The organism is Arthrobacter sp. M71 S08, assembly GCF_059089725.1.
This window is the reverse complement of record NZ_JBNHEY010000005.1, coordinates 131,440-144,499: the sequence shown is the minus strand read 5'-3', so window position 1 is coordinate 144,499 and position 13,060 is coordinate 131,440. Positions and strand designations below refer to the sequence as shown.

10 protein-coding genes are annotated in these 13,060 nt (G+C 63.4%); 4 read left to right on the top strand and 6 right to left on the bottom strand.

Features of this window, described 5'->3' with window-relative positions:
* Nucleotides 1–111: 111 nt before the first annotated feature.
* The gene (locus AC5RTB_RS12035; protein WP_494061307.1) at nucleotides 112–543 is read left to right on the top strand and encodes a Fur family transcriptional regulator; all 432 of its coding nucleotides are present in this window, start codon (nucleotides 112–114) and stop codon (nucleotides 541–543) included.
* Here the strand turns inward: AC5RTB_RS12035 and AC5RTB_RS12030 are convergent.
* Genes AC5RTB_RS12030 through AC5RTB_RS12020 form a run of 3 tightly spaced genes read right to left on the bottom strand, consistent with a single transcriptional unit; the run spans nucleotide 540 to nucleotide 3,297 of the window.
* Complete coding sequence (locus tag AC5RTB_RS12030; RefSeq protein WP_494061306.1) at nucleotides 540–1,421, bottom strand: metal ABC transporter permease; 882 nt, start codon at nucleotides 1,419–1,421, stop codon at nucleotides 540–542. The two genes, AC5RTB_RS12035 and AC5RTB_RS12030, sit on opposite strands and share 4 nt — an antisense overlap.
* Nucleotides 1,418–2,245, bottom strand: coding sequence for a metal ABC transporter ATP-binding protein (locus AC5RTB_RS12025; protein ID WP_494061305.1), 828 nt, complete (start codon nucleotides 2,243–2,245; stop codon nucleotides 1,418–1,420). The genes AC5RTB_RS12030 and AC5RTB_RS12025 overlap by 4 nt, the downstream gene beginning before the upstream one ends.
* A gap of 44 nt (nucleotides 2,246–2,289) precedes the next feature.
* Entirely contained in the window at nucleotides 2,290–3,297 is a 1,008-nt protein-coding gene (locus AC5RTB_RS12020; protein ID WP_494061304.1) for a metal ABC transporter substrate-binding protein, read from the bottom strand.
* Between the two features lie 154 nt (nucleotides 3,298–3,451).
* On the opposite strand from AC5RTB_RS12020, the gene AC5RTB_RS12015 reads away from it, so the two are divergent.
* The gene (locus tag AC5RTB_RS12015) at nucleotides 3,452–3,790 is read left to right on the top strand and encodes a hypothetical protein (protein WP_494061303.1); all 339 of its coding nucleotides are present in this window, start codon (nucleotides 3,452–3,454) and stop codon (nucleotides 3,788–3,790) included.
* Between the two features lie 21 nt (nucleotides 3,791–3,811).
* The gene (locus tag AC5RTB_RS12010; RefSeq protein WP_494061302.1) at nucleotides 3,812–4,600 is read left to right on the top strand and encodes a nitroreductase family protein; all 789 of its coding nucleotides are present in this window, start codon (nucleotides 3,812–3,814) and stop codon (nucleotides 4,598–4,600) included.
* A 59-nt stretch (nucleotides 4,601–4,659) separates the two neighbouring features.
* Here the strand turns inward: AC5RTB_RS12010 and AC5RTB_RS12005 are convergent, their stop codons facing one another.
* The 3 genes from AC5RTB_RS12005 to guaB1 form a co-directional block, all read right to left on the bottom strand.
* Nucleotides 4,660–5,760, bottom strand: a complete 1,101-nt coding sequence (locus AC5RTB_RS12005; RefSeq protein WP_494061301.1) for a hemolysin family protein — start codon at nucleotides 5,758–5,760, stop codon at nucleotides 4,660–4,662.
* A complete protein-coding gene (locus tag AC5RTB_RS12000; RefSeq protein WP_494061300.1) occupies nucleotides 5,757–7,106 on the bottom strand; it encodes a hemolysin family protein in 1,350 nt (449 codons plus the stop codon). The genes AC5RTB_RS12005 and AC5RTB_RS12000 overlap by 4 nt, the downstream gene beginning before the upstream one ends.
* Nucleotides 7,107–7,494: 388 nt before the next feature.
* Entirely contained in the window at nucleotides 7,495–8,943 is a 1,449-nt protein-coding gene (guaB1, locus tag AC5RTB_RS11995; RefSeq protein WP_494061299.1) for a GMP reductase, read from the bottom strand.
* Between the two features lie 221 nt (nucleotides 8,944–9,164).
* Between guaB1 and AC5RTB_RS11990 the strand changes: the two genes are divergently transcribed.
* Nucleotides 9,165–12,995: a multifunctional oxoglutarate decarboxylase/oxoglutarate dehydrogenase thiamine pyrophosphate-binding subunit/dihydrolipoyllysine-residue succinyltransferase subunit gene (locus AC5RTB_RS11990; RefSeq protein ID WP_494061298.1), complete on the top strand. Its 3,831-nt coding sequence runs from the start codon at nucleotides 9,165–9,167 to the stop codon at nucleotides 12,993–12,995.
* Nucleotides 12,996–13,060: the final 65 nt, after the last annotated feature.

The window sequence follows — 13,060 nt, the reverse complement described above, 5'->3', positions numbered from 1 at the left end:
GACTATCCCCGTTCGACCGCTCTGTCTGCGGCCCCGCCCACCGGGCGCAGCGTTCGCCGGTGCTACCCTTGACGCGGGTCGAATTGAGTACACGGGAGGTGACCAGCCGGCATGTCATCGGAGGCAGAACAGCCGGTCCGCAAGGGGTCGGAGCAGCGGGTGACCAAGCAGCGCCGGGCGGTCAGCGCCACCCTCGATGACTTGGACGACTTCGTGAGCACGCAGGAGCTGTACCGCAAGCTTCACGAGCGGGGCGAGTCGGTCTCTTTGGCCACCGCGTACCGGATCCTGCAGTCAATGGCAGATGACGGCCTTGTCGACGTACTGCGTAACGGCGAGGGCGAAGCTGTCTACCGCCGGTGCGCCGTCGAGCATCACCACCACCATTTGCTGTGCCGCAAGTGTGGACGGGCGGTAGAGATTGAGGCGCCGGCGGTCGAGCAGTGGGCTGCACGCATGGCGCAGGAGCATGGGTACACAGACGTAGCCCATACCGTCGAAATCTACGGCCTGTGCCCGGAGTGCACCTCCGCGAAGAACTAGGCCGGCTGCGCCGCGCGGAGCTCCGACGTGGTGGCCTTCTTTGAACGGTGCCAGTTGATGGCCCTGCACACCAGGTAGATCACGAAGGAAATGGTCGTCACATAAGGGCTGATCGGAATCCGTCCGCCCAGCGCCAGCAGGATGCCGCCCACCACCGATGTACAGGCGAACGCGACGCTGAGCAGCACCACCAGCCGTGGTGATGAGCTGACCTTGAGAGCCGCCGCTGCAGGCGTGATGAGAAGCGCGAGCACCAGCAACGCGCCTACCACCTGGATGGACAGCGCCACCGAGACTCCCAGCAGGAACATGAACATCAGCGACAGCCCGCGCACCGGCACGCCCCGCGCCTCCGCCAGCTCCGGGTCAACACTGGCAAACGTCAGGGGGCGCCAGATGGCGCCGAGGGCAACCATGACGACGACGGCGCAGCCCGCCAGGAGCGCAAGCTGCACCTGGTCTACTGAGACGATCTGCCCGGTCAGCAGGCCAAACTTGTTCGCCGCCCTGCCCTCATAGAGCGCAAGAAAGAGGATTCCCAGGCCAAGCCCGAACGGCATGATGACGCCGATGATCGAGTTCCGGTCCCGGGCGCGGATGCCCATCAGCCCGAGCAGAAGAGCAGCTATCACCGATCCCGCCAGCGAACCGAACACCACGTTGGCACCGATCAGCAGGGCAAAAGCGGCACCGGCGAAGGAGAGTTCGGCGATCCCATGAACAGCGAAGGCCAGGTCCCGCATCATCACGAAGGTACCGATCAGCCCACCCAGCAGACCCAGCACAGCACCCGCCCAGATCGAGTTCTGCACCAGCGGGAGCAGCTCGGCATAGTTGTCGAACGTGAAGATCGCCCGGAATATCTCGTCGAAGGTCACGGCAGCGCTACCTCTGCATGGTGGTGGTGTGTGGTCGCATCCGGCAGGCCCACCACAACAATGCGTCCGTTGTTGTGCATGACGTCCACTCTGCTGTCGTAGAGATCGGACAGGACTTCGCTGGTCATGACATCCTGTGGCCGGCCGACCCGGAACCGTCCGCCAGCGAGGTAAAGGACTCGGTCAACGTAGTCGATGATGGGATTGATCTCGTGCGTCACGAAGACCACTGCGGTGTTGTGGTCGCGACACTGATCATTGATGAGTTTGCTCACGGCCTGCTGGTGGTGAAGGTCGAGTGAGAGCAACGGTTCGTCGCAGAGGAGCACCTGCGGATCGGTGGCGAGGGCCTGGGCAGCGCGCAGCCGCTGCTGTTCCCCGCCGGACAACCGTCCGACCGGCGCGTCCGCGTACGACGACGCCCCCACCTTCTCAAGGAGCGCGTCCACCGTCTGCCGGTAGGTTCCCCCGCCCCGGCGGAAACCCCAGCGGTGTCCGTCGATGCCCAGGCCCACCAGGTCACGTGCGCGCAACGGGGTTTCGGCTGCGAAGGACTTCTGCTGCGGGATGTAGCCGAAAGCGCGGCTGCCGCGGTGAAGTGCGTGACCGTTGACTGTGGCTGTACCTGAATCAAGCTCCTGCAGGCCAAGGAGCACTCTCAACAGGCTCGTTTTGCCCGAACCGTTGGGACCGAGAACGGCAAGGAACTCCCCCGGGCGGATGTCCAGGTCCAGATCATGCCAGAGCGTCCGGCGGCCAAAAGAGAGGGACGCCGAGCGCAGGCTCGCCACGGGTGAAGCGGCAGCAGCGCCGTCGTAGGCCACGCGGCCTCCTAGCTGCAGAATTGGGAGTGTCTTGGCCAATTCTGTCAGGACTTAAGAGCTTCGGCGATGTTGTCGACGTTGGTGGTCATCCAGGAAATGTAGTCAGCGCCCTCGGGGAGGGTCTCGGTAAAGTTGACTACCGGCACTGAGGCCGACTCGGCCGTGCTGCGGACTGTCTGGGTCTGCGGGCCTTCGGTCTGCTCGTTGTATGCCAGGAACGCAACGGAGCCGCTCTTCATGAGTTCCTGCATCTCGTTCAGCGCGGCAACGGGCACATCCGCGTCCTCTTCGATGGCCTCCGTGTAATCGGCGGGGGTGACATCCTCAAGCCCGGCAGCTTCCAGGAGGTAGGCGGGAACCGGCTCGGTGGCGGCGACGGCTTTTCCGTCGGCGTCGGGGGCCAGTGCCTCAGCTCGATCCTGCAGCCCGGCAATCTGCTCTGCGAAGGAGGCGGCGTTGCTCTCGTAGGTATCCGCGTTCTCCGGATCGAGCGCAGACAGCTTCTCCCCTACTGCGCCTGCGAGGTCCGCCATGGCGTCCAGCTTGTACCAGACGTGCTCGTTGAAATCACCGTGGGCGTGCTTGTCCTCAGCATGGGCCTCCTCTTCCGAGTGGGTCTCCTCCTCAGCGTTAGCTCCCTCCTCGGCGTGGGCCTCTTCCCCGGCAGCTACGCCGGCGATCTCGACGGCGCTGAGAATGTATTCGTGGTCCAGCTCCGCGGAGTCGGCGAGGGTATGCAGGAAGGAATCGTAGCCGCCACCGTTCTCCACCAGAAGGTCTGCTTTGGACACAGCGAGCTTGTCCTGAACCGTGGCCTCGTAGGAGTGCGGATCCTGGCTCAGGCTATTGACGATCGCCGTCACTTCCACGTGCTCGCCACCCACAGACTCGACGATGTCCCCGTACACGTTGGTGGAGGTCACAACCTGCAGCGCACCCGATCCTGATGCCTGTCCGGAACCTTCGGCTTCCTGTCCACAGCCGGTAAGAGCCAACGGAAGGAGAGCTGAAGCGGTGATCGCCGCCGTCGTTCGCGCGTACATACTGCGCATGATTGTCCTCAACTTTTTTCTGGGGAGAGTATGGGAGCCCTCGACGGGCTGATCCAACTCTAACCTAAACGCGAATCATTCGCATTTCAGGCAGGAGGCAGGAATGGGAAGATGATGCCGTGTCGACTCACACCGTGCGGTGGTACCCGGGCCCATGACCGCGATGGCCCTGCTTTTTGTGCTGGCGTGCGCAACCTACGTGCTCAACGCCTGTTTTGGTGTGGCGGTGCGGACCGGACTGGTCGATTCGAGTGGGTTCCGCTGGCTTCATCATGGGCTTTATGTCGCCACATTCGGCCTGGCACTGGTTGCCGCAAGTTCGCTCTGGTGGGGCCGCACCCAGGCAGGTTGGTACCTGCTTCCGGCGCTGGTGGCCCTGGCTGCCCTCCCCTACGTCGGGTCCGCACGACGCCACCCCTACCGGCATGTATGCGCTGCGACGGTTCCGTTGCCGTTCTATATCCTGAGCGTGATAGTGGCACTTGCCTCCTGATCCGCAGACCCTAGGACAATAGTGGAATTCCTTGATGTCGTCTTCAATCGCAAGACCACCAACGGCCCGTTTCTCCCCGATCCGGTAAGTCAGGATCACCAAAAGCTGTTGATGCAGGTGGCCGGCGCCGCACCCTCACAGTTGAACAGCCAGCCGTGGCGCTTCGTCATCATCGAGGACCGGGACACCATTGGGCGGATTGCGGCCATAAGCGGCGAGAGCATGACCCAGGTCATGGCTGAGGGAACGTTTTTTGAGCGCTACAAGCGCTATTTTCGCTTCAGCGAGGCCGAAATGGACGAGCGGCGGGACGGCATGCTCTTTGACCAGCTTCCCGCCGTGCTCCGCCCCTTCACGAAGAAGGTCTTCACTCCGTCGGGGCAGACGCTGATGAACAAGCTTCGTGTGCCGCAAACCCTCGGGGAGGAAAACCGGAAGCTAGTTGCAGGCTCGCCACTGTTGCTGGGCGTCATGCTGGACAGGGGCGAATACCGCCCCGGCGAACTGTCGGGCTTCTACTCGGTGTTCAGCATGGGCGCCGCGATGGAAAATCTGTGGCTGACCACCGTTGAGCTGGGAATGGGCATCCAGTTTGTCTCCTTTCCCATGGAGGTCCCGGCCAACTGGAGAAGGGTCGAATCGATTCTCGGCGTACCGGAAGGGTTGGAGCTGATGGCGGTGTACCGGCTGGGCTACCTCCCCGAAAAGCAGCGCCGCCCCGCCATCGACTGGTCAAGCCGGCAGCGGAAGCGCCCCTCCCAGTACGTGTTCCGGAACAGCTGCGCTACCCCCCAGGAGGGCTGGGACTGACGATCCGGATCGACGCGGGGACCTTCTCACGGCTGAAGGTCCCCGATCCGAATCTTCGGTCAGCCTGCTTCCCTGGTTCCCAGGTGCATGCCCTGCTGGAGGGATTCACCGGTTCTCCGAAGTCCCTGGTTCTGGGTGGCGTCACGGATTTCCCCGACCAGCTGCTCAATGACGTCCTCCAGGAAAAGCACGCCCCGCGCATGTCCGTCATGCGTCATGACGCGAGCCAGATGGGAGCCGGTACGCTGCATGATCGCCAGTGCGTCCTCGATCTCATCGTCCACGCTCAGGTTGGCGAGGGCGCGGACCTTGTTCTCCGTGATGGGTCGCGAGTAGGCCGCTTCCGGCATGGACATGACGTCCTTGAGATGCATGTACCCGGTGAGGTTGTTGTGCTGGTCGACCAGCACAAAGCGGGAAAACCCGGTGCGTCCGACAGCCTTCTCAAACTCCTCCGGGGTGGAGTCGGTGCTGAGCGTGACGAGTTCATCCAGCGGAACCATCACTGTTCCGGCCGTCTGCCCCGAAAACTCGAGCGCGCTGCTGATCAACCCGGCGTCGTCGTCCACGAGTCCGTGTCTCGTGGACTCCTGGACGATGGACTGCACCTCCTCCAGCGTGAAGGACGAGGTCACCTCATCCTTGGGCTCAATGCGCATAGCGCGAAGGATGTGGTTCGCTGCCCAGTTCAGGCTTGAGATGACAGGGTGCACTACGCGCGCCACCATCACGAGCGGCGGCGCGAGGAACAGCGCAGCCTTGTCTGCCACCGATACCGAGATGTTCTTCGGCACCATTTCGCCGAAGGTGACGTGGAGGAAGGTAACGAGCGCCAGTGCGATACCGAACGCAATGCCGTCGGCCAGGGCCCCCGGCAGCCCGATCGCTTCAAGCGGAACCACCATCAGGTGGTGAATAGCGGGCTCAGCCACCTGAAGGATCAGCAGGGAACACACGGTGATACCGAGCTGTGCACAGGCGAGCATTAGCGAGACATGCTCCATTGCCCACAGCGTGGTTCGCGCACGTTTCGAGCCTTCTTCAGCGAGCGGCTCAATCTGGCTCCTGCGCGCGCTCATGACGGCGAACTCGGCACCAACGAAGAACGCATTGGCGATCAGGAGGATGACCAGCCACAGTATTCCTGCCCAGTCGCTCATCGTGTACCCCCTACGGCCGGCGTACCGGGATCTGACTGTTCCGCGTCTTCGGACACGATCGGGATGAAGCTGATGCGGTCGATCCGGCGCCCGTCCATGCGTTCCACTTCGAGGATGCCGCCCGCTACCTCAACCCTGTCGCCGACGTCGGCGATCCGGCCGAGGACGGACATCATGAATCCGCCGACCGTCTCATAGCCGGGTTCGTCAGGCACTGCAAGGTGCGGTATCTGGTCGCTGACCTCGTCAGGACGCATGATGCCCGGGAAGAACCAGTTACCGGCCGCACTCTGCAGGACGCCGGCCTTGAGCTTGTCGTGCTCGTCGGCCACCTCACCCACGATCTCCTCGACCAGATCTTCGAGGGTCACAACACCGGCCGTGCCCCCGTACTCGTCCAGTACGACGGCAAGCTGCAGGTTCGCCTCCCGGAGCTCACTCAGCAGGGAGTCCAGGTGAACGGTCTCGGGAATGCGCAGTACATCGGTCATGATCGTTCCGGCCGGCAGCTCGGCACGCTTTGACCGGGGCACGGCCACGGCCTTCTTGACGTGTACGACACCACGGATGTCATCCGGGGACTCGCCGATAAGCGGGAATCTGGAGTATCCGGTACTTCGTGCCAGATCGACGACGTCAGCCACCGTCTGGTCCGACTCGATCGTTGCCATTCGGATTCGCGGCGTCATGACATCAGCAGCGGTACGCTGCGAAAAGCTGAAAGTGCGGGCGAGGAAGTTCGCGGTGCCCTGGTCGAGGGTTCCCAGTTCGGCTGACCGCCGCACCAGTGACGACAGCTCGGACGGCGTTCGCGCTCCCGAGATTTCTTCCTTCGCTTCGAGGCCGAACAAATGCAGGACCCGATTGGAAAAGCCGTTCAGGACAACAATCGCGGGCCTGAAGATCGCGGTGAAGATGAGTTGCGGACGCGCGAGCGCCCGCCCGATCCTGAAGGGCAGGGCTATTGCCATGTTCTTGGGCACCAGCTCACCGATCAACATCGAGAGCAGGGTCGCCAGCACCATGGCGAGGATGAGGGAGATCGAGGCCCGTGCGGATTCCGGGACGCCGACGGCGCCCAGCGGCGTCTCAAGCAGGCGCCCAACCGACGGTTCCATGACATAACCGGTGAGCAGCGTTGTCAGGGTGATGCCCAGCTGGCAACTGGAGAGTTGCGTGGAGAGCGACTTCAGGCAGCGGAGCACCGGCTCTGCCCGCGTGTCGCCTGAATCCACCGCCCGCTGAACATAGGTTTGGTCGAGCGCAACGAGCGCGAACTCAACAGCGACGAAGAAACCGGTGCCGAGGATCAGCAGCAGACCGGCAAGCAGGTACAACCATTCCATTACTGGGCCACCGCCGAGGGAAGCACAGATGCGCCGGTGCTAACCGGCGCACCGGGTTTCGGAGGTTCCGACGGTTGGGAAGGCTCGTCCGGTTGGGAAGGCTCCGGGGCCGCGGCGTTGCCGGAGACAAGGTCCCCGGATTCTCCGGTATCCGCGCACGGGGCGGCGACCGCGGACGGTCCGCCTACTGCTGCGTGCACGGAAGCGAATGAGTGATGGGCATGTGAACGGGGATTGCCGGCACTGGATGGCTGCGCTGCACATCGGATCGATGCTGCCTGTCGCTGCGTGCGCGCCATGGGCCGGCCCCTAGAGGAACTGTCCATAAGGTCTCCAGTTTACAGCAACGGCACCGTCCTCGACACGAAGCCCTCCGGCTGACGTCGTTCTACCAGCTCTGCTGGAGCGGACGGCCTTCCTCATAGCCCGCCGCCGACTGCACGCCGACGATTGCCCGGTCGCGGAACTCCGCGAGCGACCGGGCTCCGGCATAGGTCATCGAACTGCGCACACCCGCTGTGATCATGTCCAGCAGATCCTCAACGCCGGGGCGGGCCGGGTCGAGATACATGGTGGAGGTCGAGATGCCCTCCTCGTACAGTCCCTTGCGGGCCCGCGCGAACACGTCGTCCCGCTGTGTCCGGTTCTGGACAGCGCGGGCGGAGGCCATGCCGAAGCTCTCCTTGTACTGGCGTCCCTGGCTATCGGTCTGCAGGTCTCCAGGGCTCTCGTAGGTGCCGGCGAACCAGGATCCGATCATCACCTGACTGGCACCGGCTGCCAATGCGAGTGCCACGTCCCGCGGGTACCGGACGCCGCCGTCCGCCCAGACGTGGGCGCCAAGCTCCGCCGCAGCCTGCGAGCACTCGTAGACGGCCGAGAACTGGGGGCGGCCTACCGCCGTCATCATCCGGGTGGTGCACATGGCGCCGGGCCCCACGCCGACCTTGATGATCGAGGCTCCCGCCTCCACCAGGTCGCGCACTCCGTCGGCGCTCACTACGTTTCCGGCGACGACGGGAACAGAGGGGTCGAGTGAGGTAACCGCCTTGAGTGCGTCGAGCATCTTGCGCTGGTGGCCGTGAGCCGTGTCCACCACGAGGACATCCACACCGGCTTCGAGCAGTTCGGCCGCCTTGGCAGCGACGTCGCCATTGATGCCGACGGCGGCAGCCACCCTCAGCCGTCCCTGGCCGTCCGTTGCGGGCTGGTAGATGGTGGACCGCAGCGCACCCTTGCGCGTGATAACCCCGGCGAGTTGACCGTCCCGTGAGACGGCTGCGAGAGATGCGCCCGCGGCGTCGAGCTCTTCGAAGGCCTCCTGAAGAGCTGCGTCGCGGTCCGCGGAGAACTGAGAAGCTTCAAGGTTGAGAGGGGTCCGCATAACAGCCTCAAGGGAGGCGAAGCGGTCCACACCTTCGCAGTCGGCTGCACGGACTACACCGACGCAACGGTTGTCATCGTCGACCACCATGACGGCTCCGTGCGCCCGCTTGTTGATCAGGTGCAGCGCGTCAATCACCGTGTTCCCCGGCTGCAGCTTCAAAGGTGTCTCGAAGATGAGGTGACGCTGCTTGACCCATTGCGTGACTTCTCTGATGACCTGCGTGGGTACGTCCTGCGGAAGTACTGCAAGTCCGCCCCGCCGGGCCACGGTTTCCACCATGCGGCGCCCGGTGACGGCCGTCATGTTCGCGACGACGAGTGGGATAGTTGTGCCGGTTCCGTCATCGCTGGACAGGTCGACGTCAAAGCGTGAGATGACTTCGGACGCCGACGGTACAAGGAAAACGTCCGAATAAGTGAGGTCAGTTGAGGGCGTGTTGATGAAACGCACGGGTGCTCCTGCGGTCGGTTACACAAGCGAGTGTATGCCGAATCTGACGCGGATCCCGATCCGTGTCCGGGGATGGCGTACCTGCGCGCAAGGAAGCCGTGATGATTGGCTTGTTGCCCAAAACTGTCATTAGACTGAAGGTTAGGTCAACAGGGTCAGGCGAGCGCCGACGTAAACCTTTTTTGGGCCAAGGGCAACTCATGGAAGAGGGCGTATAACAAGTGCCACAACAACCCAACCACCGTCTACCGGAAGAGTTCGGCGGGAACGAATGGCTTGTGGATGAGCTCTATGAGCAATTCCGGCAGGACCGGAGCTCGGTAGACAAAAAGTGGTGGAGCCTTTTCGAATCCTTCGAGGCTGAAAACAGCGGCTCGGACAATGGGCGGCACGCAGCGCAGCGGTCGGCCGGTTCCGACCCCCACCCCACTACGCGGGAACTGCCCGTCGTATCGACGGAGCAGAACGCTCCGAAAGCCTCGGGTGAGTCACCTGCCGTGAGCCAGGAGTCCGGCAAGCCTCCGGTCGCCAAGGACTCCGGCAGGGACAAGGGCGCGGAGCAGCAGGCGCCTGAGGCCAAGACTGAAGCCAAGGCCGAGGCTAAAACTGAGGCGAAGCCGGAGAAGGCTCCAATCCCCGCGCAACTCCCCAAATCGGAGCTGAACCCCGAGATGGACGAGGACACTGTCACGATCCTTCGCGGGCCGGCCAAGGCGATCGCCACCAACATGGACGCCAGCCTTACGGTTCCCACTGCAACCAGCGTTCGTGCTGTTCCGGCCAAGCTGCTCATCGACAACCGTGTGGTCATCAACAACCACCTGGAGCGCGCTCGCGGCGGAAAGGTCTCGTTCACCCACATCATCGGTTACGCGATCATCAGGGCCCTGGCGCAGTTCCCGTCCCAGAATGTCTACTACGACGTCGTCGACGGCAAGCCTGCAGCGGTGCAGCCGGCCCACGTGAACTTCGGCCTGGCAATCGACATGCCGAAGCCGGACGGCACCCGTCTGCTGGTCGTGCCCAACATCAAAAAGGCTGAGACGCTCAACTTCTCCGAGTTCTGGCATGCCTATGAAGACCTCGTGAAGCGGGCAAGGGCAGGCAAGCTCGGCGCTGACGACTACGCCGGCACCACTGTCTCCCTCACCAACCCCGGCGGCATCGGAACCGTTCACTCGGTTCCCCGCCTGTCGAAGGGTCAGGCCTGCATCATCGGCGCCGGTGCGCTGGAGTACCCGGCCGCCTTCCAGGGTGCCAGCGAGAAGACGCTGTCACAGCACGCCATCAGCAAGACGATCACGCTTACCTCCACCTATGACCACCGCGTCATCCAGGGCGCAGGCAGCGGTGAGTTCCTCCGGATCGTGCACCAGCTCCTGCTCGGTGAGCAGAACTTCTACGACGACATCTTTGAAGCCCTGCGCATCCCGTACGAGCCTGTGCGCTGGAGCGCGGACATCCAGGTTGATCCGATGGACGAGATCAACAAGGTTGCCCGTATCCAGCAGTTGATCCATGCCTACCGTGTGCGCGGCCACCTCATGGCGGACACCAACCCGCTCGAGTACGTGCAGCGTAAGCATGCCGACCTCGATGTCCGCACCCACGGACTGACGTTGTGGGACCTGGACCGCGAATGGCCCACCGGCGGTTTCGGCGGGAAGCCCGCGCTGAAGTTCCGGACCATCCTTGGCGTACTCCGGGACGCCTACTGCAGGACCACCGGCATCGAGTACATGCACATCCAGGATCCCGAGGAACGCCAGTGGTTCCAGGACGAGCTTGAGCACCCGTATTCGAAGCCGAGCCGCGAGGAACAGCTGCGCATCCTTCACAGGCTGAATGCTGCGGAGGCCTTCGAGACCTTCCTGCAGACCAAGTTCGTCGGCCAGAAGCGGTTCTCGCTGGAAGGCGGGGAATCACTGATTCCGCTCTTGGACGCCATCCTCTCCGACGCCGCCGACGACGGACTGGATGAGGTGGCCATCGGTATGGCTCACCGCGGACGCCTCAACGTCCTCACCAACATCGCCGGAAAGACCTACGCCCAGGTCTTTCGGGAGTTCGAGGGCACGCAGGATCCGCGTTCCGTGCAGGGTTCCGGTGACGTTAAGTACCATCTGGGCACTGAGGGCACCTACACCTCAGACAGCGGCAATGAAACGAAGGTCTACCTCGCGGCCAACCCGTCGCACCTGGAGGCCGTCGATTCTGTGCTTGAGGGCATTGTGCGTGCCAAGCAGGACCGCCTGGATCAGGGGGACACGTTCCCTGTCCTGCCGATCCTGATCCACGGTGACGCTGCATTTGCCGGCCAGGGCGTGGTGGCAGAAACGCTGAACCTCTCCCAGCTTCGCGGTTACCGCACCGGTGGAACGATCCACATCATCGTGAACAATCAGGTCGGGTTCACGACTTCGCCCACAGCATCCCGCTCCTCGGTGTACTCCACCGACGTAGCGAAGATGGTGCAGGCTCCGATCTTCCACGTGAACGGAGACGATCCGGAGGCCGTGGTTCGCGTAGCCCAGCTCGCGTACCAGTTCCGCCAGCGGTTCAACAAGGATGTCGTCATCGACATGGTCTGCTACCGCAGGCGCGGCCACAACGAGGGCGACGACCCCTCGATGACACAGCCGATGATGTACAACCTGATCGAGGCAAAGCGTTCGGTGCGCAAGCTGTACACCGAGGCACTGATCGGTCGCGGTGACATCAGCCAGGAAGAGGCCGAACAGGCATTGCGCGACTACCAGGAGCGGCTCGAGCGTGTCTTTGCCGAGACGCACGCGGCCCAGACGTCGCCAATTCCCGTGGTCACCAAGGACTCCGCAGCTGTGTCCAACATCGAGCGTCCCATCGCCCAGCGCGATAACGGAGTGGGAGTGCCGGTGAGCACGGCGATCACCGCGGAGACGCTCGCACACATCGGAAAGGCGCACCTGGCCTTCCCCGACGGCTTCACAGTCCACCCCAAGCTCAAGGCGTTGCTCGAGAAGCGCGAGCAGATGTCACGTGAAGGCGGGATCGACTGGGGCTTCGGCGAAATAGCGGCTTTCGGTTCCCTGGTGATGGAAGGCGTGCCGGTACGTCTTGCCGGGCAGGACTCCCGCCGCGGCACCTTCGTCCAGCGGCACGCTGTGTTCCACGACCGCGCCAACGGCAACGAGTGGCTCCCCCTCGCTGAGCTCAGCGAGGGACAGGCCAAGTTCTGGATCTACGACTCCCTGCTTTCGGAGTACGCAGCCATGGGCTTCGAGTACGGCTACTCCGTGGAGCGTCCGGACGCCCTCGTGCTCTGGGAAGCCCAGTTCGGTGACTTCGTCAATGGGGCGCAGACCATCATCGATGAGTTCATCTCTTCGGCCGAGCAGAAGTGGGGCCAGCGTTCCTCGCTGGTACTGATGCTCCCCCACGGCTACGAAGGCCAGGGCCCGGACCACTCCTCAGCACGCATCGAGCGATTCCTGCAGATGTGCGCGGAGGACAACATGGTCGTGGCCAACCCCACCACGGCAGCGTCGCACTTCCATCTGCTGCGGCGGCAGGCATACAGCCGGCCCCGGAAGCCGCTCATCATCTTCACGCCGAAGCAGCTGTTGCGGCTGAAGGCAGCGGCAAGCAGTGTCGAAGACTTCACGCAGGGCGGATTCAAGCCGGTCATCGAGGACACCGCCGGGCTCAACCCGTCGGAGGTCAAGCGCGTGCTGCTTGTTTCCGGTCGGCTCTACTTCGATCTGGCAGCCGCCCGTCAGAAGGCAGACGACACCTCAACCGCAATCCTGCGCGTGGAGCAGCTTGCGCCGCTCCCTGTGGAGGAGATCAAGGCCGCCATCTCCGCTTACCCGGATGCGGACCTGGTGTGGGCGCAGGATGAACCGGCAAACCAGGGCCCCTGGCCCTTCATCGGCCTGAACCTCCCACAGCACCTGGACCGTCCGCTTCGCCTGGTATCCCGCCCGGCCTCTGCATCGACGGCCACCGGGTCAGCCAAGAACCACGCGGTGGAACAGGAGATCCTCATCAAGAACGCGTTCAACCGCAACTAGTAAGCCTGGGGCCCGAACGTACAATGGGCAGGGTCTGTTGGGACCCTGCCCATTGGCGTTTCCCG